Here is a 21009-nt window from a genome sequence, read left to right as displayed (position 1 = left end):
GCAAGACAAAGAAAAGTGAGTCGGCCCCGGCAGGGGGCGAAAGGGAGGTGGACCACCCCGGCCAAAAAACGCCCAAAATACACAGCATGGACGACACCCGCCCCAACCCCGACGCCCTCCTCGCCGAACTCCAATCCGGCCAGGAGCAAGCCGCCCGCGGCAAGCTGCGCATCTACTTTGGCGCCTCCGCAGGCGTGGGCAAGACCTACGCCATGCTGTCCGCCGCCAAGGCCGCCCGCGCCCAGGGCATCGACGTGGTGATCGGCCTGGTCGAAACCCACGGCCGCGCCGAGACCGCCGCACTGGTCGAAGACCTCGAGCACCTGCCCACCCGCCCCATCGAATACCGCGGCCGCACCCTCCCCGAGTTCGACCTCGACGCCGCGCTGGCCCGCAAGCCCGCCCTCATCCTGGTCGATGAACTCGCGCACTCGAACGTGGCCGGTTCGCGCCACCCCAAGCGCTGGCAGGACATCGAAGACCTGCGCGCCGCCGGCATCGATGTCTGGACCACCGTCAACGTCCAGCACCTGGACAGCCTGAACGAGGCGGTCGGCAGCATCACCGGCATCCGCGTGTGGGAAACCGTGCCCGATGCCGTGTTCGACAGCGCCAACGAAGTCATCCTCGTCGACCTGCCCGCCGACGAACTGCTGCGCCGCCTGGCCGAGGGCAAGGTCTACATGCCCGAGCAGGCCCAGCAGGCCGCGCGCAATTTCTTCCGCAAGGGCAACCTGATCGCGCTGCGCGAGCTGGCCCTGCGCCGCACGGCAGACCGTGTCGACGACGACGTGCAGGCCTACCGCCGCGCCCGCCGCATCGAAAACGTCTGGCGCACCCGCGAGACCATCGTCGCCTGCCTGGACCCGCAGGGCGATGGCGAACAGGTGATCCGCAGCGCCGCGCGCCTGGCCGCGCAGCTTGAATGCGATTGGCACGCCGTGGCCGTGGTGATGCCGCACCTGCGCGGCGCCGACGCCCGCACCGAACGCCTGCACGCGCTGCTCAAGCTGGCCGAGGATGCCGGTGCCAGGGTCGAGACCCTGGCCGGCACCAACGCGGTGGAGGCCCTCACCGGTTACATCCGCCGCCACAACATCACCAAGGCGGTGATCGGGCGCCCACCCGAGCGGCGCTGGCGCTCGGGGCGCGCGATCGTGGTGGCGCTGCGCCTGGCGATCGGCCTGGAGCGGCGCCTGCCCAGCGGCGACTTTGCCGAATCACTGGCGCGGCAGTGCCCGGAGGTGGACGTGATCCGCGCCGCCGCCGACCCGGCGCGCGTGCAGCTGCAGCCCCGCGCTGCCGCCATCGGCCGCGCCGACATGCGTACCGAGGCCCAGCGCGCGGCCGAGGCCGACACCGGCGGGCTCAAGCCGGGCTACATCGCGGCGTGCGTCTACGTGGGCGTGGCGACGCTGCTCTCCAGCCTGGTGCACCCGGTGTTCGATCTGGCCAACATCGTCATGCTGTTCCTGGCGGCGGTGGTGGCGGTGGCGATGCGGCACGGGCGCGGGCCGGCGGCGCTGGCGTCGGTGCTGTCGGTGGCGCTGTTCGATTTCTTCTTCGTGCCGCCGCGCTTCTCGTTTGCCGTGAGCGACGTGCAGTACCTGCTGACCTTCGCGGTGATGCTGGCGGTGGGCCTGCTGGTCGGCCAGCTCACGGCGGGCCTGCGCGATCAGGCTGAGGTGGCCGTGCAGCGCGAGGCCGCCGCACGCGCGCTGTACGAGGCGGCGCGCGAATTGTCCGCCGCGCTCACGCTGGACCAGATCGTCAGCATCGGCGGGCGCTTCGTCAACGCGACCTTTGGCGGGCGCTGCGCGTTCTTCTTCGTCGGGCTGGACGGCCGCCTGGGCGCGCCGCAGATCGCCCGGCCCGAGGGCGCGGCCCAGGCATCCGACGCTGCGCCTTCGGGCATGCCCAACCTCGACCGCGTGCTGGCCGACTGGACTTACCAGCATGGCCAGCCCGCCGGCACCGGCACGCACACGCTGCCGTCGTGCTCGGTGCTGTACCTGCCGCTGAAGGCGCCGATGGCCATCCGTGGCGTGCTGGCGGTGGAGCCCGAGACCTTCCAGGTGCTGGCGCAACCGGACAACCGCCGCCAAATCGATGCCTGCGCCACCCTCATCGCCATCGCCATCGAGCGGGTGCACTACGTCGAGATCGCGCAGGATGCGTTGGTGCGCATCGAATCCGAGCGCCTGCGCAACTCGCTGCTGGCGGCGGTCTCGCACGATCTGCGCACGCCGCTCACCGGCCTGGTCGGCATGGCTGAGACGCTGCAGCGCGCGCAGCCGCCGCTGCCGCCGCTGCAGTCGGAAGCCGCCGTCGCCATCGGTGAGCAGGCGCGGCGCATGCGCGCGATGGTCACCAACCTGCTCGACATGGCGCGGCTGCAGAACCACGACGTCAAGCTGCGCCAGGAGTGGCAGTCGATCGAGGAGCTGGTGGGCGCGGCGCTGGCGGCCATTCCGCTGCCCACGCATGAGGTGGTGGTCGACGACTTGTCGGAGCTGCCGCTGGTGCGCTGCGACGGCCCGCTGATGGAGCGCGTGCTGTCCAACCTGCTGGAGAACGCCGGCAAGTTCGCGCCGGCCGGCACGTTGATCCGTATCTCGGCCACCATCCTGCTGAGTGAGCGGCACGGCCGCGAGCTGCACGTGCGCGTACGCGACCAGGGCCCCGGCGTGCCGCGCGGCGCCGAGCGGACCATCTTCGAGAAGTTCACCCGTGGCGACAAGGAATCTGCCACCGGCGGCGTCGGCCTGGGGCTGGCGGTGTGCGAGGCCATCGTGAGCGCGCACAACGGGCGCATCTGGGTGGAGGCGGCGGCCGACGGCGGTGCGTGCTTCGTCGTCGCCCTGCCGGCCGCCGAGCCGCCGCCTGTGGAGGAAGACGCGGCCGCGTGAGTCGCCACCGGCCGCAGAGGCGCACGCCGCCTCGCGCTGCGGCATATCGACATGCCGGAAAGTTCGTTCTGTCGGGCGCGTGCCTGTGCCACGATCGCGCCTCGCCGCCGGCTACCCGCCGGCGGTCCATATCAACGACAAGATCGACGAGGTTTCTCCATGTCTCTGTTCACCCGCATTGCGCGCGCCACCCTGCCGGTCATCGCGCTGGCCATCGCCTCTGGCGCCCACGCCGACACCAAGCAGATCAAGCTCGGCACCATGAGCGGCCCCGACGCGCAGATCTGGGAAGTGGTGCAGAAGGTCGCCAAGAAGGACGGCCTGGACATCAAGGTCATCGAGTTCAACGACTACGCCCAGCCCAACCCCGCGCTCGACGCCGGCGACCTTGACGCCAACGGCTTCCAGCACCAGCCCTTCCTCGACAGCCAGATCCAGGCGCGCGGCTACAAGATCGTCAATGTGGGCCTGACCTACGTGGCGCCGATGGGCTTCTACTCGAAGAAGATCAAGTCGCTGGCTGCGCTCAAGGAAGGCGCCAAGGTCGGCATCCAGAACGACCCCTCCAACGGCAACCGCGCCCTGCTGCTGCTGCAGAAGGCCGGTGTGATCAAGCTCAAGGCGGGCGTGGGCAGCAACGGCACCAACGCCACCCCGCGCGACGTGGTCGAGAACCCGAAGAAGATCAAGCTGATCGAACTGGACTCGGCCCAGTTGCCGCGCTCGCTGGATGACCTGGACGCCGCTTCCATCAATACCGACTACGCGGTCAAGAACGGCCTGACGCCCGCCAAGGACGCCATCGCCCTGGAAGATCGCAAGGGCCCATACGCCAACCTGATCGCCGTGCGCGAGAAGGACAAGAGCCAGCCCTGGGTGAAGACGCTGGTGCACGCCTACCAGTCGGACGAGGTGCGCAAGTTCATTGACGCCCAGTTCAAGGGCGCGATCCTGCCGGCGTTTTAAGCTGGATCTGATAAGTAAGCGAATACTCTCGTGAGTCGCCGCACTGCAAAGCGGATGGGGCTTGCCGTGACGGCCAGCCGCAAGAGCGGATGGGCGTTTGTTGCGCCGCGCCAAATCGTGACAACTGCAACCGTTTGCCTAGGCCGTAGCGCCTTGGCAACGCTTTGCAGACTTACGTAGTTCTACCTTATTGCAACGCAGCAAACGATCCGCTATAGTTGGACCTGTCTCCTCCACCCTCCTTGGTGGATTGTGGCCCGAGCACCTGGTGCTCGGGCTTTTTTCTTTGTGCCGCCGGTCCGGGGTGTTTCCCGCGCGCATCGGTTTCCGGCTACGCTGTCCCCATCGCTCAAGAATGCGCCGTTGTCCGATAGCAACGGTGCTTGATTTTCGGGCGCGCGTTTTAAGCCGCACATCGAGAGGATGTGCACGATGCACTGCAATACGTCGTCAGAATCACGTGATCGCCTCAAATATGTGGAGAACCGCGCGCTTTGTGTCGCTATCCTCGTGTAATTGCGTCGGATTTTGTCCTACAAGCGATTCGGCCGCACCCGGACAGTCCATGCGAATCCTCTCTACTAAACTTCACCTTGCTCTCTCTTTAGGGAGCACTCCCCCCCTTTTGAGCCCGCCCCTGTTGCGGGCTTCATTTTTTTAAGGCACGATTTCTTGCGTCCCGACGCCGCCGACACCGGCGCCGGAAGCTCAAAAGGTTGGGGGAATCGCTCAAGGCCCGCGCAGTTGAAGAACTGCGCGGGCTTTGCTTTTTCCGGCACCGGCACGGGTACCTGACAAGCGGCGGGCCCGGTGCTTCAATGACGGCACGCGGCATCTGCAGCACAGCGCATACGGGATGCGTCGCCGCGCACACCAACAACAATAAGGAAGGCCGATGGAAGGTTTTGCACAACTCGCCGTGCTGGTGGTGGACGACCACCCGGTGCAGCGCGCCGCTGCCAAGCAGGTGCTGCATACGCTGGGCGTGCAGCAGATCCTGACGGCGTGCGAGGGGCGCGAGGCGCTCTACCTGCTGCAGTTGTGCCATGTCGACCTGGTGCTGTGCGACATCGACATGCCCGGCATGAACGGCCCGGCGCTGATGGAGCAGATGCTGCTGCGCGACGGTCGCGTGTTCCCGCGCCAGGCGCCCGTGTGGGCCTGGGTGAGCGCAATGGACGGGCCCATCGTCGAATCGCACGTCGGCCTGGCCGATGCGGTCGGCCTCACGCACACGCATGGCCTTGCCAAGCCGCTGCGCGCCGAGCATGTGCTGCCTTTGCTGCAGGAGGCCGCAGCGCGTGACCGCGAGGCCGTGCCGAGCGCGCCGTCGCGCCCGCCAGCATTCACTGACGACGAGCTCGCGGCGCTGGTGCACGACACGCCCGAGCAGATCGAGGTGGTCCTGCAGCCGCAGCATGATTTGGCAAGCAACCGCGTGGTGGGCGCGGAGGCACTGTGCCGCTGGCTCCATCCGGTGCATGGCCGCATCTCGCCGGCGGCGTTCGTGCCACGGCTGGAGGCACTGGGCTTGGCCGACGCGCTGTTCTCCCATGTGCTCGCGCATTGCGTGCGCGTGCAGCACGCGCTGGTGGCGCAACGTGTGGTCGTGCCGATCGGCATCAATGCTTCGGCGCAGACGCTCAGCCGCGCGGGCGCTGTCGAGCGGATCGAGGCGACGGTGCGCGATGCCGGCATCGCACCGGCGCACATCATCATCGAGCTGACCGAGGACTCGGCCGTGCCCGACGCCACGCAACTGACCATTGCGCTCAACCGGTTGCGGCTGGCCGGCCATGGCCTGGCCATCGACGACTTCGGCGTGGGCATCGCCACGCTCAAGCTGTTGGCGGACCTGCCCTTCACCATCCTCAAGATCGACCGCTCGTTCACCGAGGCGGTCAACCTGACCAGTCAGCGCGGCATCATCTGTCGCGCCATGATCGAGCTGGCGCGTGCGCTGCAACTCGAATGCGTGGCCGAGGGCGTGGAGACCGATGCCCAGCGGCAGACCTTGCGCGCGTTGGGCTGCACCACCGGCCAGGGCTACTTGTGGGCCGCGCCGCTGTCGACCACCGCATTCCTGGCGCGGGTCCAGGCGATGGCCTGACCGGTCGTTTGCTGCAGACGCATTCAGTTTTCTTCAAACCTGATAGAAGCAGCTTCTGCCCCGAATGGTTACGGAGATGGGAAACTGAGACGATTCCGATGCCACCAGCAGTGGGCCATGGGTAAGGTGGCTTCTTATTTTTCGGTCAACTTACCCAGGTCATGGTCTCGCTTCTTTCCATTTCGTTTGTGCGCCTTGAGCGCACCTGCCAGCGCGTGTGGGCATGGTCCCTGCTCTGCAGGCGTTCTGCCCCTGTCTTGCCGGCGTGGCGCCGGGCGCAGCTCAACATGGCGGCAAGAGCAGCGCAGTCCATGGCTGCCCCAATCTAAACAGCGGGCGCCCATGTCACCCTTCCTAACCGTCGTCGCGGCCGATGACCATCCCGTCATTCTGGTGGGGCTTGCCGCCGCCATTGAGCAATTCCCGCAGCAGAAGATCATCGCGCAGGCGCATGACGGCAGCGAGTTGCTGCAGGTGCTTGAACACATCGATTGCGATGTCATCGTGACCGACTACCGCATGAACGGCGATGCGCGGCACGATGGCATGCAACTGTTGACGCGGTTGCGCAAGCGCCATCCCGATCGTGCCGTGGTCGTCTGTACCATGATCCACAATCCTGCGCTGCTACGCAGCATGCAGCAATTGGGCGTGCGCGGCATCGTCAGCAAGAGCGATGACCTGATCCATGTGGGCTACGCCATCGCTGCGGCCGCACGCGGGCTGCAGTACTACAGCCCAACCCTCGTTGAGGATGGGGGGCAGGAGCTGAGCGAGCAAGGCGCATTCCAAACCCTCAGCGCGCGTGAGCGTGAGGTCGTGCGCTTGTATGTGAGCGGCCTGGCTGTCTCGGAGATCGCGCGCAAACTCGGCTCCAGCATCAAGACCGTGAGCACGCAGAAGACCGTCGCGCTGCGCAAGCTGGGTTTGGCGCGGGAAATCGATCTCTTCCAATACGCCCGCACTGCCGGGTTGCCCGCGCCGCATTGAGCGGCGAACGCGGCCTCAGCCGGCCTTGCGCTGGTGCACCGACCGAACGGGTATGCCCGAATCGCCGGCCAGCATGACCTGCCGTTGCTCGGGGCTGGAGCCGAGCAGCCAGCCGAACAAAGGCGTCGCCGCCAGCATGCCCGCGAACTGCGCGAGCATGTAGCCGGGCACGTCGCCGGGGCGGATGCCCGAGGGGCCATCCGTCAGGGCGCAAGCCAGCGTCAGGGCTGGATTGGCCAGCGACGACGACCCCGTGAACCAATACCCCGCGCCAATATAGGCCGCCACCGCCACGGGCAACCATTGCGGCGAGCGCCGCGCACAGGCGATGCCGACCGCCATCAGCCCGAAGGTCGCCAGGGCTTCGCTCCACCAGAGGTGCGGCGCCGCGACCGCGTGGGTGCCCGCCGACCAGGCCGGCATGCCATACATGCCATGCGCCATCGCCACGCCCAGTACCGCCCCCATCAACTGCGCGCCAACGTAGCCTGCGCCCTCATGCCAGCGCAGGTTGCCCTGCAGCACGGCGGACACCGTCACCGCCGGATTCAACTGCGCGCCCGAGATCGGCCCGAACGTCAGCAGCAGCGCGCACAGCCCGGCCCCGCCCGCCAGCGACTGCACCAGCAGCGTCCACATCGCATCGCCGCCGGAGAGCCGGTGCGCGTGCACACCCGCGCCGATCACGACGGCGATCAGCAAGGCTGTCCCCAGCCCTTCCGCCACCAGCCGGCGGGCGAGCGAGATGCGTGCAGAAGACGAGACGGTGCGAGCGGCGGACAAAGCGCCGGCCGCGCGAAGCGGAGAAACGGTGGCCATGCGGGAGCGGGATGCGAAGCGTGCGCGGGCAGTGTGGAGCCGCGCCCGTGGCCGATCAATGCACTGCGGCGCGCTTGTGTCGCGCGCCGCGGTATCGAATGGAGCGGATCAGTTGGTGCGCTCGGCGTAGCCTGCGGGCAGGTCGGCCGGGCCGCAGGCGATCACGTCATCGCGGTCGGCGCCGCAGTTCTCGGCAAACGTGATGCGTGCGAATTCGTCCAGGATGACCTTGGGGTAGGTCGGGCCGGCGTCGCGGTATTGCTGCATCAGCGGCAGATGCTGGTTCTGGTAGCAGACCGTCTTGCCCGGTTCCTTGGCCACCCACTGCGGGAAGACGATCAGGCCGTGCAGGCGGCGTTGTGGGCCCAGGTCGATGTTCAGGCTGACCACCGTGCCGGTCGGCTCGTCCCACGACACGGTGTAGAGGCCATCGGCAAGCCGGGCGATGTAGGCATGCTGGTCGGTCACCCAGCGCCCGCCCACCATGCCGCTATGGATGCGGTAGCAGACCGTGGTGGCGTTCTCGATGTAGATCTCGTACTGCCAGCCGTTGTCGTAGGTGTAGATCAGGTGGGTGCCGACCAGGCCGGCGAGCGCTTGCGCGTCGGAAGCCGAGCTGAAGGCGGAGATGGCGGTTGCGGTCATGGGGTTCCTCTTGTGACTGGGGCCGAAGCCTCGGGGCAAATGACGCAACCATTGTCTCGGGGCAGGTCCGGCGGATAAACCGGCCTGCGCCGAACGGTGTGTTCCGCGGTGCCTGGTGTTTCTGGTGCGTGTTCCGATTGACGCCCAAGCCGGGCTCGCTTTTGCCGCCGCCAGCACGAGGTGCGCGCGCTACAGGCCGGCTACAAGCGCATCCGCACCCCCCGGCGGCGCGGTCATCCGCCATGACGACATCGCCCTGCAGGTCACGGAAGCCCCGCGCCTGCGCATGGTGATGTATGTGCCGGTGCTCGACGCAGACTAGGCGGCCAGCGCCGCGAGGATGGTGTCGGTGCTGCGCACGCGGCCCAGGCGCGGCAGGATGTTTTCCACAGAGAAGCGATGCTGCGCGGCATCCGGCGCGCTCATCGCGTCTTCGGCCAGCACCAGCGCGTAGCCGTGTTCCCATGCCGCGCGGGCGGTCGATTCCACCCCCACATGCGTCGAGATGCCGCCCAGCACGAGGGTGGTGATGCCGCGCCGGCGCAGTTGCAGGTCCAGCTCGGTGCCGTAGAACGCGCCCCACTGGCGCTTGAGGATCTGGAGGTCGGTGGGCGCCACCTCCAGCTCGGCGGGTTGGTCCAGCGCGCCGGCCGGCATGCCGCCCGGCGGCGTCGGCGCGGGGCGGTCGACCGGCTGGCGTGGCGCATCGGCAAAGTCGGCCGACCAGCCCACACGGACCAGCACCACCGGCGCGCCGAGCGCACGAAAACGTTTGGCCAGCCTGGCCGACGCCCCCAGCACCTGCTCGGCCGAATGCGGCCCCTGCGCGAACGGCAGGATGCCGCGTTGCAGGTCGATCAGCACCAGCGCGGTGGTCTTGGCGGACAGGGTTTGCAGCGGTTCAGACATCGATAGCTCCTGGCGGGCGGGATTACGGGCGGCGGATGAAACAGGTGGCCGTGGCATGCGCCAGCAGCGTGCCGTCCTCCGTCTGGAGCGTGCCCTCCGACACCCCCAGCGTGCGCGACACATGCAGCACGCGCCCGATGGCCACCAGCGGCGTGTCGACCGGCACCGCCTTGAGCATCTTCACGTTCAGGTCGACGGTGCCGTAGCCGACGCCGGCTTCCAGCATGGTGTGGACCGCGCAGCCCGTCACCGAATCGAGCACCGTGGCGGCAAAGCCGCCGTGCACGCCGCCGAGCGGGTTCAGGTGGCGCTTGTCGGCCCGGGCGCCAAAGCGCACGGTGCCGGCCTCGATGGCCTCCATGGTCATGGGGATGGTTTCGCTGATGGATGCGCGCGGCAACTCGCCACGGCCCATGGCTTGCAGCAATTGCAGGCCGGTCATCTGGTTCGGGTGCATCGGACAGGTGAAAGTGTTGCGAAGTGTTGGAAGGAGCCGACACTCTAACTCGACGCCGAGCGCAAGGCCTGCAATGCTCTGCATGCGAATAAGCAACAGTCAAGAGCAGTGCAGGTGGTGCGAAAGGCTCCAGAAAGGTCCGCGCCGCTACGCTCGCCCAGCGATTTCACCAGACGGCCCGACCAGCCGCCCGGTACGCAATATCCAAGCCGGCATCACGACCGGAAAACATCATTCACCACAACGGAAGGAGACTTCGATGTCCCGTACCAAATTTGCCCTGGCCGCAACTGCAGCAGCAGTGGCCGGCCTGGCAGCCACCGGCGCTCACGCACAAGCCTCGAACGTGACGCTGTACGGCCTGATCGACACCACCATCAGCACCATCAACAACACCACCGCCTCGGGCGGGCGCACCACCGGCTTTCACGATGCGCCGTGGTTCAGCGGCAGCCGCTGGGGCCTGACCGGCAAGGAAGACCTGGGCGGCGGCACGTCGGCCATCTTCAAGCTGGAATCCGAGTTCGTGACGCGCGACGGCACGATGGACACCCCGGGGGTGCTGTTCAACCGTGACGCCTGGGTGGGCCTGTCGAACAACGACTTCGGCAAGCTGACCTTCGGCCGCCAGAACGCGATTGCACGCGACGTGTCGGGCATCTACGGTGATCCGTACACCAGCGAAAAGGTGACGCTGGAAGAAGGCGGCTACACCAACGTCAACAACTTCAAGCAACTGATCTTCTACGCAGGCAGCGCCACCGGCACGCGCCTGAACAACGGCGTGGTGTGGAAGAAGCTGTGGGACGGCGGTTTCTTCACCGGCCTGGCCTATCAGTTCGGCAACGTGGCGGGTCAGCCGTCGCAGAACACCACCGAATCGCTGGCGCTGGGCTACAACGGCGGCAGCTTCAACCTGGCGGGCTTCGCGCAGACGGCCAAGGTCAACGGCTTTACCGACCGCTCGTACTCGGCAGGCGGTAACGTGATCCTGGGCATGTTCCGCATCAACGCCGGCTACTTCCACTACACCGGCGAGCAGCCGCTGGCGCTGGGTGACCGCAAGGACGACGCCTACACCGTGTCGCTGAAGATCGCCCCGCCGGGTGCCTTCGACTACGAAATCGGCTACCAGATGATGAAGGCCGGCAACGCCGCCTTCGGCGCGGACGGCAGCACGCTCAACGCGTACTCCAACGTGGCCAGCGCCACCGCAGCCGGCAGTGGCCGCAAGCAGACCGTGTACGGTTCGGTCTTCTACCACGTGTCCAAGCGCACCGAGTTCTACGTGGCGGCGGACTACATGAAGCTGAAGGATCAGTACATCGTCGGCGCAACCAACGGCCACAACAGCCAGACCGAGTTCGGCGTCGGTATGCGCACCCGCTTCTGATCCCTGTCTACGATCCTGGCGCGCGCCCCCGAGCGGGGCTCGTCCGGGGTCGCGCACTACGGATCGTGAACAGGGTTGGGTCAGGGCACTTTCGCCTGATCCACGAAGCGGTTGGTGTACGTCCGCGAGAGGTCGATATGCTTGTCGCGGGCATTTGGATTGCTGGTCGACAGCACGCGCAAGACAGTGGCTGGACCATCGGCGGGCATGCGTCCGTCGTCGCTGAACGTGGGCAACGCAGCGGCGAGCGCCTGCACGTAGAGGTCCTGACGGTCGTGCCGGAATTCCGCCGGCATACGCGCGGCAATGTCTTCCGCACGGTGGCGATGCAGGTAGCGCAGCGTGCGGACAAAGGCGCGAGCCAGTTTGGTTGCCAGATCGGGATGGGCCTCCAGCCACTCGGTCTGCACATACAGGCACGCCGCCGGGTATGGACCGCCCAGCGCCGCGCGCGTGCTCTCGATCGTACGCAGGTCGAGCAGCACGCGTGCTTCTCCGTTGCGTACCAGTTGCGAGGCGGTTGGGTCGGTGGTCATGCCGGCGTCGATACGGCCGTTGCGCAGCGCGTTCACGAAGCTGCGTTCGGCGCCGACCGGCAGCATGGTGTAGTCGCCCGGGCCCAGGCCTTGCTGCGCCATCAGGTGGCGCGTCAGGAAGCTCGTGGACGAACCCAGGCCAGTGACGCCCAGGGTGTGGCCACGCAGATCGCGCATCGCTTCCACCGTGGCCGGCAGGCGCGTCGAGACCAGCTCGGCTTCGCCCGGCACGTGGCTGAACACCACGATGGCGCGCACTTCCTTGCCCTTGGCCTGCAGGTCGACCGTGTGATCGTAGAACCCCACCACGCCCTGCGCGGAGCCGGTCAGCAGTTCGCTCTCGGCATCGACCCCGGCGGGTTGCGACAGCAGCTCCACGTCGAGCCCCTCGTCACGGAAATACCCGAGCCGCTGCGCCAGCGTGGCAGGCAGGTAGATCAGCTTGGCGGTGCCGCTGACCATCAGGGTCAGGTGCGTGGGCGTCTCGGCGGCGAGCGGTGGTGCGACCACGACCGCCAGGCAGGCGGCGAGCAACGGCGTGATCCAGCCCCGAGGCCCGCGCGAGCGGGATCCCCTGCAGGTAAAAACACCCATTGAGTTGTCTCCGGCTATATTTTGTAGTTACTAGTGTCGCGCGCAACCGGATTTATTGATGTGATGTCTCCGGCGCGCGCGCAGGCAGCCGTCCCCATTCTAGGTGGCGGTAACCCACAAACCGCTTTCAATACGCTCAACAAGCCGCGTCGCCTTCGCATGAAGCTGCTCCTGATCGAAGACAACGCCCCCCTGGCGCAATGGCTGTCCGAGGCGCTGCGCCGCGCGCACTTCACGGTCGATCATGCCACTGACGGCGACTCGGCTGACACACTGTTGCTCACGCAACACTACGACGTGGTGCTGCTGGACCTGCAGCTGCCGACCCTGTCCGGGCGGGCCGTATTGCAACGCCTGCGCGACCGGCGCAACCCGGTGCCGGTGATGATCCTGACGGCCAGCGGCGGCATCGACGACAAGGTGGCCTGCCTGGGTGCCGGCGCCGACGACTACCTCGTCAAGCCGTTCGAGATTCGCGAGCTGATCGCCCGCATCCAGGTATTGGTGCGCCGCAACACGCCGGCCAATGCGGTCGAGCTGCAATGCGGCGACCTGACGTACCACACCGGCAGCCGCACTTTCTCGCTGGCCGGGCGGCCGCTGCTGCTGCCCGCGCGCGAGCACACCGTGCTGGAGATCCTGATGCTCAAGCTCGGGCGCACGGTGTCCAAGCCGGCGCTGGTCAACGGCGTGTTCGGGCTGGAGGACGACGCCAGCCCCGAGGCCATCGAGATCTACATCCACCGTCTGCGCAAGAAGCTCGAGCATTCCGCCGCCACCATCGTCACCCTGCGCGGGCTCGGCTACCTGTTGCGCGATGCGTCTGCCCAATAGTCAGAGCCCGCCGACGCCGCGCGCGCGTAGCCTGCGCCTGCGGCTGGCCCTGTGGCTGGCGCTGCCGCTGGCCGTGTACGTGGGCGCCGATGGCTGGCTGGACCTGGCCGCCGCGCGCCACAACGCCGACGTGGTCCACTTCCATGCGCTCAACACCGCCGCGCAGATGATCAGCGGCCAGATCGAATGGGACGAAGGCCGCCTGCGCGCGTCGGTGCCGCCGGCGGCGCTCGCGGTGTTCGCCGCGCCCGAGGCGCCGGTGCGTGATCAGGTGTTCTACCAGGTGGTGACCGAGCATGGGCGGCTGCTGGCCGGGCGGCTCGATTTCGGCACGCGCCCGCCCTTCGATGCCGCGGGCCTGCCGGACGCCGGGGTCTACGCCGATACCATCGCCGACCCAACCGCCGGGCAACGGCGGCCCGTGCATATCGCCACGGTGGTGCGCACCATGTACGACGCCGGCCGCTCCGAGCGCGTGCTCACGCGTGTGGCCCAGACCGTCAACGGCCGCGACGCCATGATCCGCCAGCTGTGGTGGCCGTCCTTGCTGCGGCAGATGGTGCTGGTGGGCCTGGCGCTGGCGATGATCCTGATCGGCCTGACGCTCGAGCTGCGGCCCATCCTGGGGTTGGCCGGCAACGTGTCGGCACGCGCGCCGACCGACCTCGCGCCGCTGGACCCGACCACCCTGCAGCGCGAGCTGCAGCCCATTGCCCTGGCCCTCAACCAGTACCTGCACCGCATTGCCGACAATGCCGTCACGCAGAAGCGCTTCATTGCCGATGCCGCGCACCAGATGCGCACGCCGCTGGCGATTCTCGACACGCAGATGCAGGTGGCCGCGCAAGCCAACGCCGACGCGGCCCTGCATGACGTGCTGCGCGCCGCACGCACCAGCACGCGCAACCTGGCCGACCTGATCAACGACCTGCTGCTGCTGTCGCAGGCCGAAGCCTCGCAGGTGGCCTGCGAGCTGGTGGACCTGGTGCCGGTGGCGCAACACGTGCTGGAAGACCTGGCGCTGCTGGCTGACGGCCGCCGCATCGACCTCGGGCTGGAGAGCGCGGAGTCCCCCGTCTGGACCTCGGGCAACCGCACGCTGCTGACCGCGCTGTTGTTCAACCTGGTCGACAACGCGGTGCGCTACACCCACGAGGACGGCCGCGTGACGGTGAACGTCTCGGCCGACTACGGTTGGGCCATGCTGACGGTGTCGGACGACGGCCCGGGCATCCCGCCCGAAGCCTACGCGCGCGTGTTCGAACGCTTCACGCGACTGGCCGGCTCCCACACCGAGGGCAGCGGCCTCGGGTTGGCCATCGTGCGGCAGATCGTCGACACCATGGGCGGGCAGATTGCGCTGGCGCCGGGCCCGGGCGGGGCCGGCCTGATGGTGACAGTGTGGCTGCGGCGCGCGAGCGTGCCGCAGTCGGAGGCGCCGTCGCAATCGGCCTAAGCTGGCGCCGGCATTGCCCGGAATCAGCCCTTCGGTGCTTTTGCCTTGACTGCGCGCGGCATCGGCAGCGCCACGCCCGCATCCAGCACACGGTTCAGGGCGCCGGGTTTGCCGATCAGGTCTTGCAGCGTGTAGCCGTCGAGCACGTTGAAATACGCCATCAGCGCAGAGGCCAGCACCCCGCGCAGCCCGCACACGCGGGTGATGACGCAGTGGTTGTCCTCGGCGTGGAAGCACTCGACCAGGCTGAAGTCGGGCTCGGTGGCGCGCACCACCGCGCCCACGTTGATCTCGACGGCCGGGCGGCCCAGCGTGATGCCGCCCGCGCGCCCGCGCACGGTATGCAGGAAGCCATCCTGCCCGAGCTTCTGCACGATCTTGATCAGGTGGTTCTTGGGAATGTCGAACGCATCGGCGATGCGCTGGATCGTGACGAGTTCGCCCGGATGCACGGCCACGTAGATCAGCGTGCGCAGGCTGTAGTCGGTGTAGTCGGTCAGTCGCATGGCGGGCGCGCGGCTGGCCGCCGCGCAAAACATTCACGATAGACGCATCTTATCGGGAAGTGCCGGCCTGCGGCGTCGCATGATGTGCCGCCCACAGACAAAGCGCGATACCCAGCAGCAGCCCGCCCCCCACCAGCCCCGCCCCGGCGATCTGCTGGTCACGCAGCAGGAAGTTGCCGCACAGGCGGCGCTCGGCGTCCAGGTAGAGCGCGCCGGCCGTCACCATCATCCACACGAAGTTGCCGGCAAAGAACAGCGTGACGGGCCACGCGCCGCCCCGGCAGCCGAGCCGCGCGGCGGTGCCGGCGGCCAGCACGAGTGCGTACTTGGCGAGGTTGACGGTGCTGTCGAGTCGGCTCAGGTCCAGCGCCAGCGGCACCATCCACACGCTGGTGGCGAAGGTGGCGAAGGTCTGCAGCGCCAGCGCGTAAGGTCGCGTGGCCGCAGCAAGGTTTGCCTGGCGCACCCCGCCCAGCCACGCGGGCAATCCCCAGCCGCAGGCAAACACCAGCGGCAGCAGGATCAGCATCTGCAGCGCCATCGATGCCTCAGCCAGCGCACGCAGTGGCGGTACGGCCAGCACGACCGCCGCCAGCAGCGTGCCGATGCGGGCTGCATGGCGCGGATCGGCGCGCAGGCCGGACACCGTGAGCGCGCGGGCAGGGTTCATCGTGCGGCCCCCTGCGCGAACGCGTAGGCCTGCTCGAACGCCTCCAGGTCGTAGATCGCCAGCACACGGCCGTGCGCATCGACCACGTGGATGCCGCCGTTGTGCTCGAAGCCGCCCAGGCCGTCGGGGATCGCCACCACGTCGAGCGTGCGCAGCAGGTGTTGCAGCGTGGCGGCGGAAGTGGGCGCGACGATGCGCCAGCCGGGCAGCTGCGCCTGCTGGTCGGCGGCGTAGGCGGCCAGGCTGCGGGTGTCGTCGCGTGCCGGGTCGATGGAGATCGAGAGCAGGCCGACCTTGCCCGCCAGCCCGTCGGCCGTGATGCGCCGCTTCAGTTGGGTGAACTCCGCGCCCAGCGCGCGGCACACGGTCATGCAGCGCGTGTAGATGAAGCTGACCAGCAGCATGCGCGCGGGCTCGGCGCGGCCGGGCGTGAACAGGGTGGCGGGCTGACCCTGCTGGTCACGTATTTCGACCGGAGGAAACTGCAGCGTGCGTTCGGCCACGCGTTCGGCGCGGCGGTCGTCCAGCGTCCACACCGCAAAGCCCTGCGTCAGTCGCGCGAAGCCCGCCACGCCCATCACCATGACGGCTGCCAGCGCGAGCGCCGGCCCCCAGCCGCGCGGCGCCGCGGGCATGGAGCCTGCGCTAGCCACCCGGCTTGCCCAGCGCGGCTTCGCCCGCAAACGGGCCCGTCATGCTGGCGGTCTTGGTGCGCGTCTCGGCGACGATGTCCGGCGTGATGGGCGGCGTGCTGTTGCCCCACTGGCTGCGCACGTGAGTGAGCACGGCGGCGATCTCCGCGTCGCTCAGCTGGTCGGCGAACGGCGGCATGGCACCGTTGAACTGGGCGCCCTTGACCGTGAGCGGCCCGGTGATGCCGCGCAGCACGATCGAGGCGACCTTGTGCGCATCGCCGTTGACCCACTCGGAGCCGGCCAGCGGCGGGAAGGCGCCGGGCAGGCCCATCCCCGTGGCCTGGTGGCAGGCCACGCAGCGCGCCGTGAAGATGCTGGCGCCATCCGCGCCGCCAGCCTTGGCGGTCAGGTCGGCGACGGTGCGGCGGTCACCCAGGCGGGCGGGCTGGTCGATCGGGGCAGTGGCGATGTACCACGCGCCCCAGGCCGCGAGGCCGGCGGCCAGGATCAGCACCGCGCGCGAGATCGGGTTGCTGCCCTCGTGCGGATCTTCGTGCTCGCGCTCGCGGGCGGCGGCGGCGTGGCGCTTGTCGGTGTCTTGGTTCGGGTCCATGTCCGCCCCCTTACTTGGATGCTTCGGCTGGCTTCGGCGGCGCCGGCAGGACTGGGCCGGTCCGGTTCAGCGATTGCAGGTAGGCGACCAGGTCCAGCGCCGCCGGCGTGGGCACCACCACCTTGCCGGGCGGCTTGTAGCCCTCGGGCAGCGTGATGGGCTTCTCGCCGGGGTCGGGCGCGTCCTTCACCTCGAACAGGTATGGGTAGCTCGGCATGATGCTGCCCGGCACGTAGGCGCGCGGCTGGAACAGGTGGCCAAGATGCCAGTCGGCGCTGGGCTGGCGCACGCCGATGTTGAGCAGGTCCGGCCCGGTGCGCATGGTGCCGAGCAGGTGCGGATGGTCGTAGTAGTAGTCCCCCGGCACCGAGACGCGACCCCAGCCGCGCTTGGCATCGGGCGCGAACGCCGCATCGCGTGGCTGCTGCGAATGGCAGTAGATGCAGCCGTTGGCGATGTACACCTCGCGCCCGCGCAATTGCGCCGAGGTATAGGGCTTGAGCCCTTCGGTCGGCTTCACGTCCTGCAACTGCAGGTAGGGAATGACGACCAGCGCGCTGGTGGCGATGGCCAGCATGGTCATGCCGCCCGTCAGCAAAGCGGTTTCGTTCTGCATGGTCAGGCCCCCGTCACCGGTGTGCGAACCCGGCGGAACATCACCGGCTGGTCACGATGCGGACCGACCCCCAGCACCGCGCACGCGAAGTTGGTGATGAACAGCAGGTGCGAGATCACCATGAGCGCGCCGCCCACCGAGCGGGCCTTCAGGTACGGGATCGTCACCGCCACCGAATCCATGAAGGGCTTGGTCGCATCCAGCATGGCCAGCCCCTGCAGCGTGCCGCCGATGGTGAGCGCGACGAAGTAGATGCCGATGCCGAGGGTGGCCAGCCAGAAGTGGCCGTAGATCATCCAGCGGTACGGCCATTCACGGCCGATCACGCGCGGCAGGATGAAATAGATCGAGCCGAAGAACACCAGGCTCACGAAGCCGTACAGCCCCAGGTGCGCATGCCCCACCGTGAAGTGCGTGAAGTGCGTCACCACGTTCACCGAGCGCAGCGCCTCGAACGAACCCTGGATCGAGCTGACCGTGTACATCATCCCGCCCAGCGTGACGAAGCGCAGCGTGGGCGAGTCGACCAGGCGGTGGAAGTTGCCGCGCAGCGTCTGGTGCTGGTTGATCGAGAAGGCGATCACCGGCACCAGCATCATCATGCTCTGCACGATCGACAACGTGATCAGCCAGCCCGGCACCGGCCCGCCCACCAGGTGGTGGCCGCCCACCTGCCCGTAGAAGAACGCCAGCGCCCAGAAGCCCACCAGCGACAGCCCGTACGACTGCACCGGCCGCCCGATGATCTTGGGCAGGAAGTAGTAGACCGAGGCGAGCGCCAGCGGCGTGTAGAACAGCCCCAGCACGTTGTGGCCGTACCACCAGTTCATGGTCGCCTGCTCCACCCCGAAGTGCAGCCCCGGGATGTTCGCCACCAGAAACAGCACCGGAAACCAGAACAGCGCGCAGCCCATGTACCAGACCGACACGTACAGGTGCTCGGCACGGCGGTTGACCAGCGTCAGCACCAGCGGCATGGCGGCCAGCGCGCCGCCCGCCACCATCAGCAGGTCGACCTGCCACGGGATCTCCAGCCACTCCAGCCCGTCGGAGATGCCCACCGCGATGGCGCCCAGCCCGGCGATCAGCCCCGCGTTCCACAGCACCCCGCCGACCACCGCGTAGCGCGCGCCCACCAGCGGCGTCTTGAGCAGGCGCGGCAGCAGGAACATGGCGATGCCGAGCCCCGCCATCGGTGCCCAGCCGTAGGCCACCGCGTTCAGGTGGATGGTGCGGATGCGGCCGAACGACAGCCACGGCACGTAAGCCAGCAGATCCGGCTCGTGCAGCTTGATCGATGCCGTGAGCCCCGCCAGCGACGCCACCAGCAGCCACACCATGGCGCAGCACAGCAGCAGGAACACCACCGGCGCGGACGATTCATCCGCGTCGTCGCGCGAGAGGTCTTGCGGGTGGGCGGGGTCGACGGCGGCGGATGGGTCTTCCGGCGCGTGGGCCTCGGTATTGAAGATGACCGACGCCGCGCCGGGCGATGTGTCGAACAAGCCCTTCTGCATGCTCCAGATGAACACGGCGAGCGCGATCACCGAGAGCACGAAGGCACTCAGCAGTATCGAGACAGTAGTCATGGCAGGCCCCTTGGCGGGCGTGATGCGTCTGGAGGATCAGCCGCGCCGGGGATGGCCGGCGGCGACGAGCATGGCGGGGAAGGTGGCCGTGAGGGGCGGTCCGCCGGGAGTGAGGTGAGGCGACGTCGGCATGGGGGCTCCGGTGAGGCGGTTGCAAACCTGTGCGTGATCCACGCCTGGTCGGGCATGGCCGCGCGCTCTGCTGTTCTGGCACTCGGGTCCGGCGGCATCGCTCGCCACACGGGGTGGCGGCGATGCGTCCTATAGGAATAGCACGCGCCACAAGTGGCGACAAGCAAGCATCGACTGCGCCAGTGGCAAGCGCATGACACTGCCCATCGTCATGTGGAAACGTTGCTGCACGGGCGTCGCGTGGTGTGGCGATGCGCCGGTTTGCCGCAGTCTACATTTGTTGCATATCAAATGCACGTTTAATAGAATCCATGCATCCCATGTGGTGAACATGGCTGCGGCACACGCCCCCAAGTCGATGCCGCGAAATGCGATTTATTTGTTGTGTGTCAAATACCCCTTTGGAGCAAAGAATATGTTGTCGGAACAAGCCAAGCCCCTGATCGATGCGAGCGTGCCCGTGCTGCGTGAGCACGGCCTGACCATCACCCAGACCTTCTACCGCAACATGTTCGCCAGCCACCCGGAGCTGACCAACCTCTTCAACATGGGCAACCAGGCCAACGGCTCGCAGCAGCAGTCGCTGGCCTCGGCCGTGTTTGCCTATGCGGCCAACCATGGCAACAACGCCGCGCTGGCGCCGGTGGTCGGGCGCATCGTGCACAAGCACGCGGCGGTCGGCATCAAGCCGAGCCACTACCCGATCGTGGCGCGCCACCTGCTCGGCGCGATTGCCGAGGTGCTGGGCGAGGCCGCCACGCCCGAATTGATTGCCGCGTGGGACGAAGCGTATTGGCTGCTGGCCGCCGAGCTGATCGCCGCCGAAACTCGCCTGTACGAGCGCGCACAAAGCGGCCCGGACCACCGCCAGCCGGTGCGCATCGTCGAGCGCCGCCAGCAGGCCGAAGACGTGGTGTCGTTCACGCTGGCTCCGGTGACCGATGCAGCGCTGGCCGATTTCCTGCCGGGGCAGTACATCTCGGTGCAGGTGGAGCTGGCGCCCGGCGTGCTGCAGCAGCGCCAGTACAGCCTGTCGGATGCGCCCAACGGCCGCACCTGGCGCATCTCGGTCAAGCGTGACGCGGGTGACGCCGACCGCCCTGCCGGTACCGTCTCGAATTGGCTGCACGACCACGCCCGCGAAGGCGACGTGCTGCTGGTCAGCCAGCCCTACGGCGACTTCGCCCCGCAGCTCGCCACCGACAACCCGATCGTGCTGATGTCGGCCGGCGTCGGCATCACCCCGATGATCGCCACGCTCAACGCGCTGGCGCAGCAGAGCGCCGGGCGCAAGGTGGTGTTCAGCCATGCCGGCCGTGCCGCTTCGCACGTCGCCCACATGGACGACCTCGAGCGCGCCGCGCAGGCCCTGCCGGATTTCGCGGCGCATGTGTTCCTCGAATCGGGCGAAGCTGCGGAATTCCTCTCGCGCCCGGCCGCGCCGGGGCGCATGTCGGTCGACGCGCTGCTCGATGACAGCACGGCCGATGCCGATTTCTACCTGTGCGGTCCGCTGCCGTTCATGCAGGCGCAGCGCGCGGCGCTGCTCGCCAACGGCGTGCCCGCCACGCGCATCCACCGGGAGGTCTTCGGTCCGGACCTTCTGGACGACATCCTTTGAGTTGAGGTC

20 protein-coding genes are annotated in these 21009 nt (G+C 68.0%); 9 read left to right on the top strand and 11 right to left on the bottom strand.

Annotated features, from left to right (window positions below; translation table 11 throughout):
* Positions 1-86: 86 nt before the first annotated feature.
* The 4 genes from QZ609_RS08160 to QZ609_RS08145 all read left to right on the top strand — a co-directional run bounded on the left by QZ609_RS08160 (position 87) and on the right by QZ609_RS08145 (position 6975).
* On the top strand, positions 87-2909 hold the full coding sequence (locus QZ609_RS08160) for a sensor histidine kinase KdpD (protein WP_295493103.1): 2823 nt from the start codon (positions 87-89) through the stop codon (positions 2907-2909).
* 159 nt (positions 2910-3068) lie between these two features.
* Positions 3069-3875: a MetQ/NlpA family ABC transporter substrate-binding protein gene (locus QZ609_RS08155; protein WP_295493101.1), complete on the top strand. Its 807-nt coding sequence runs from the start codon at positions 3069-3071 to the stop codon at positions 3873-3875.
* An 895-nt stretch (positions 3876-4770) separates the two neighbouring features.
* Positions 4771-5985 (top strand): EAL domain-containing response regulator, encoded by a 1215-nt coding sequence (locus QZ609_RS08150; RefSeq protein WP_295493098.1) that lies wholly within the window; start codon positions 4771-4773, stop codon positions 5983-5985.
* A gap of 342 nt (positions 5986-6327) precedes the next feature.
* Complete coding sequence (locus QZ609_RS08145) at positions 6328-6975, top strand: response regulator transcription factor (protein WP_295493096.1); 648 nt, start codon at positions 6328-6330, stop codon at positions 6973-6975.
* Positions 6976-6990: 15 nt separating this feature from the next.
* Here the strand turns inward: QZ609_RS08145 and QZ609_RS08140 are convergent, their stop codons facing one another.
* Complete coding sequence (locus QZ609_RS08140) at positions 6991-7758, bottom strand: MIP/aquaporin family protein (protein WP_295493094.1); 768 nt, start codon at positions 7756-7758, stop codon at positions 6991-6993.
* 144 nt (positions 7759-7902) lie between these two features.
* Positions 7903-8439, bottom strand: a complete 537-nt coding sequence (locus QZ609_RS08135; RefSeq protein ID WP_295493091.1) for a phenolic acid decarboxylase — start codon at positions 8437-8439, stop codon at positions 7903-7905.
* Between the two features lie 124 nt (positions 8440-8563).
* Here QZ609_RS08135 and QZ609_RS08130 point away from each other — a divergent pair, with 124 nt between their 5' ends.
* Positions 8564-8761, top strand: coding sequence for a hypothetical protein (locus tag QZ609_RS08130; protein ID WP_295493088.1), 198 nt, complete (start codon positions 8564-8566; stop codon positions 8759-8761).
* Here QZ609_RS08130 and QZ609_RS08125 read toward each other — a convergent pair.
* A complete protein-coding gene (locus QZ609_RS08125) occupies positions 8758-9348 on the bottom strand; it encodes a hydrolase (protein ID WP_295493085.1) in 591 nt (196 codons plus the stop codon). The genes QZ609_RS08130 and QZ609_RS08125 overlap by 4 nt on opposite strands.
* Positions 9349-9370: 22 nt before the next feature.
* Positions 9371-9805, bottom strand: coding sequence for a PaaI family thioesterase (locus QZ609_RS08120; RefSeq protein WP_295493082.1), 435 nt, complete (start codon positions 9803-9805; stop codon positions 9371-9373).
* Between the two features lie 259 nt (positions 9806-10064).
* Here QZ609_RS08120 and QZ609_RS08115 point away from each other — a divergent pair, with 259 nt between their 5' ends.
* Complete coding sequence (locus QZ609_RS08115; RefSeq protein WP_295493079.1) at positions 10065-11198, top strand: porin; 1134 nt, start codon at positions 10065-10067, stop codon at positions 11196-11198.
* An 80-nt stretch (positions 11199-11278) separates the two neighbouring features.
* Here the strand turns inward: QZ609_RS08115 and QZ609_RS08110 are convergent, their stop codons facing one another.
* Positions 11279-12328: an ABC transporter substrate-binding protein gene (locus QZ609_RS08110; protein ID WP_295493076.1), complete on the bottom strand. Its 1050-nt coding sequence runs from the start codon at positions 12326-12328 to the stop codon at positions 11279-11281.
* 159 nt (positions 12329-12487) lie between these two features.
* Between QZ609_RS08110 and QZ609_RS08105 the strand changes: the two genes are divergently transcribed.
* Both QZ609_RS08105 and QZ609_RS08100 read left to right on the top strand, forming a co-directional pair.
* Positions 12488-13162, top strand: coding sequence for a response regulator (locus tag QZ609_RS08105; protein ID WP_295493073.1), 675 nt, complete (start codon positions 12488-12490; stop codon positions 13160-13162).
* Positions 13146-14618 carry a sensor histidine kinase gene (locus QZ609_RS08100; RefSeq protein WP_295493070.1) on the top strand — a complete coding sequence of 491 codons (1473 nt, stop codon included), beginning with the start codon at positions 13146-13148 and terminating at the stop codon, positions 14616-14618. The genes QZ609_RS08105 and QZ609_RS08100 overlap by 17 nt, the downstream gene beginning before the upstream one ends.
* A gap of 23 nt (positions 14619-14641) precedes the next feature.
* Here the strand turns inward: QZ609_RS08100 and QZ609_RS08095 are convergent, their stop codons facing one another.
* Genes QZ609_RS08095 through QZ609_RS08070 form a run of 6 tightly spaced genes read right to left on the bottom strand, consistent with a single transcriptional unit; the run spans position 14642 to position 19247 of the window.
* Positions 14642-15124 (bottom strand): Rrf2 family transcriptional regulator, encoded by a 483-nt coding sequence (locus QZ609_RS08095; protein ID WP_295493067.1) that lies wholly within the window; start codon positions 15122-15124, stop codon positions 14642-14644.
* A gap of 49 nt (positions 15125-15173) precedes the next feature.
* The gene (locus QZ609_RS08090; RefSeq protein ID WP_295493064.1) at positions 15174-15794 is read right to left on the bottom strand and encodes a hypothetical protein; all 621 of its coding nucleotides are present in this window, start codon (positions 15792-15794) and stop codon (positions 15174-15176) included.
* Entirely contained in the window at positions 15791-16429 is a 639-nt protein-coding gene (locus tag QZ609_RS08085) for an SCO family protein (RefSeq protein WP_295493062.1), read from the bottom strand. Before QZ609_RS08085 ends, QZ609_RS08090 begins: the two co-directional genes overlap by 4 nt.
* Positions 16430-16439: 10 nt before the next feature.
* Positions 16440-17042 carry a cytochrome c gene (locus QZ609_RS08080; RefSeq protein WP_295493059.1) on the bottom strand — a complete coding sequence of 201 codons (603 nt, stop codon included), beginning with the start codon at positions 17040-17042 and terminating at the stop codon, positions 16440-16442.
* 10 nt (positions 17043-17052) lie between these two features.
* Positions 17053-17658, bottom strand: coding sequence for a cbb3-type cytochrome c oxidase subunit II (locus QZ609_RS08075; RefSeq protein WP_295493057.1), 606 nt, complete (start codon positions 17656-17658; stop codon positions 17053-17055).
* Between the two features lie 2 nt (positions 17659-17660).
* Positions 17661-19247, bottom strand: a complete 1587-nt coding sequence (locus tag QZ609_RS08070) for a cbb3-type cytochrome c oxidase subunit I (RefSeq protein ID WP_295493055.1) — start codon at positions 19245-19247, stop codon at positions 17661-17663.
* Positions 19248-19794: 547 nt separating this feature from the next.
* On the opposite strand from QZ609_RS08070, the gene QZ609_RS08065 reads away from it, so the two are divergent.
* Complete coding sequence (locus tag QZ609_RS08065; RefSeq protein ID WP_295493053.1) at positions 19795-21000, top strand: globin domain-containing protein; 1206 nt, start codon at positions 19795-19797, stop codon at positions 20998-21000.
* Positions 21001-21009 lie beyond the last annotated feature (9 nt).

Source organism: uncultured Ralstonia sp. (assembly GCA_913056305.1).
Lineage (GTDB): Bacteria > Pseudomonadota > Gammaproteobacteria > Burkholderiales > Burkholderiaceae > Ralstonia.
This window is presented reverse-complemented; position numbering and strand designations above follow the sequence as displayed.

Coding starts and splice junctions, on each gene's coding strand:
- QZ609_RS08150 (WP_295493098.1), top strand. CDS start 4,771: ATGGAAGGTTTTGCACAACTCGCCGTGCTGGTGGTGGACGACCACCCG.
- QZ609_RS08090 (WP_295493064.1), bottom strand. CDS start 15,794: ATGAACCCTGCCCGCGCGCTCACGGTGTCCGGCCTGCGCGCCGATCCG.
- QZ609_RS08110 (WP_295493076.1), bottom strand. CDS start 12,328: ATGGGTGTTTTTACCTGCAGGGGATCCCGCTCGCGCGGGCCTCGGGGC.
- QZ609_RS08095 (WP_295493067.1), bottom strand. CDS start 15,124: ATGCGACTGACCGACTACACCGACTACAGCCTGCGCACGCTGATCTAC.
- QZ609_RS08125 (WP_295493085.1), bottom strand. CDS start 9,348: ATGTCTGAACCGCTGCAAACCCTGTCCGCCAAGACCACCGCGCTGGTG.
- QZ609_RS08105 (WP_295493073.1), top strand. CDS start 12,488: ATGAAGCTGCTCCTGATCGAAGACAACGCCCCCCTGGCGCAATGGCTG.
- QZ609_RS08100 (WP_295493070.1), top strand. CDS start 13,146: ATGCGTCTGCCCAATAGTCAGAGCCCGCCGACGCCGCGCGCGCGTAGC.
- QZ609_RS08065 (WP_295493053.1), top strand. CDS start 19,795: ATGTTGTCGGAACAAGCCAAGCCCCTGATCGATGCGAGCGTGCCCGTG.
- QZ609_RS08135 (WP_295493091.1), bottom strand. CDS start 8,439: ATGACCGCAACCGCCATCTCCGCCTTCAGCTCGGCTTCCGACGCGCAA.
- QZ609_RS08075 (WP_295493057.1), bottom strand. CDS start 17,658: ATGCAGAACGAAACCGCTTTGCTGACGGGCGGCATGACCATGCTGGCC.
- QZ609_RS08160 (WP_295493103.1), top strand. CDS start 87: ATGGACGACACCCGCCCCAACCCCGACGCCCTCCTCGCCGAACTCCAA.
- QZ609_RS08145 (WP_295493096.1), top strand. CDS start 6,328: ATGTCACCCTTCCTAACCGTCGTCGCGGCCGATGACCATCCCGTCATT.
- QZ609_RS08155 (WP_295493101.1), top strand. CDS start 3,069: ATGTCTCTGTTCACCCGCATTGCGCGCGCCACCCTGCCGGTCATCGCG.
- QZ609_RS08120 (WP_295493082.1), bottom strand. CDS start 9,805: ATGCACCCGAACCAGATGACCGGCCTGCAATTGCTGCAAGCCATGGGC.
- QZ609_RS08115 (WP_295493079.1), top strand. CDS start 10,065: ATGTCCCGTACCAAATTTGCCCTGGCCGCAACTGCAGCAGCAGTGGCC.
- QZ609_RS08070 (WP_295493055.1), bottom strand. CDS start 19,247: ATGACTACTGTCTCGATACTGCTGAGTGCCTTCGTGCTCTCGGTGATC.
- QZ609_RS08080 (WP_295493059.1), bottom strand. CDS start 17,042: ATGGACCCGAACCAAGACACCGACAAGCGCCACGCCGCCGCCGCCCGC.
- QZ609_RS08085 (WP_295493062.1), bottom strand. CDS start 16,429: ATGCCCGCGGCGCCGCGCGGCTGGGGGCCGGCGCTCGCGCTGGCAGCC.